The sequence below is a fragment of the Bradyrhizobium algeriense genome (assembly GCF_003062295.1).
Taxonomy (GTDB): Bacteria; Pseudomonadota; Alphaproteobacteria; order Rhizobiales; family Xanthobacteraceae; genus Bradyrhizobium; species Bradyrhizobium algeriense.
Window position 1 is genome coordinate 1 of the sequence record NZ_PYCN01000272.1, and the last position, 396, is coordinate 396.

Genomic DNA, 396 nt, shown 5'->3' on the forward strand with positions numbered 1-396 from the left:
CAAGTCCACTTGAGGGGCGCACGGGAGGCTGGAGCGTCGTCGCCATGCGGGCTAGAATTACCGCATCAATTTTATCCGTCTTAGCGAGGGTGCCTGCCGCTTGTGCGAACCGCCGTGCTCGAGCCGGGTTGAGCTTGACGCATGGCAGATCCGCCAGAGCCTGCTCTCGCTACCGGTGGTAAGCGCCAGTCGCTTCAGAGGCGATCCGATCGATCTGCCATTGCGCAAGCCAATCTATCAGCTCTCTTTGATCCTTGGCGGTATTGGGGAATTGCCGCTCGCAGCCGACAGGATGGGCATATACATCAAGGGTCGCTTTTGAGATGTCGATGCGGACCGTTTGGGGTAGAAGATTATCCATCTCTTCCGCTGTCCTACTCTTGTCATCCGGGCCCG

General features: G+C 58.3%; 1 pseudogene. It reads right to left on the reverse strand.

Annotated elements, in window-relative coordinates:
- Positions 1–169: 169 nt before the first annotated feature.
- Positions 170–396, reverse strand: a pseudogene (locus tag C7G61_RS43470) (hypothetical protein); the annotation flags it as partial.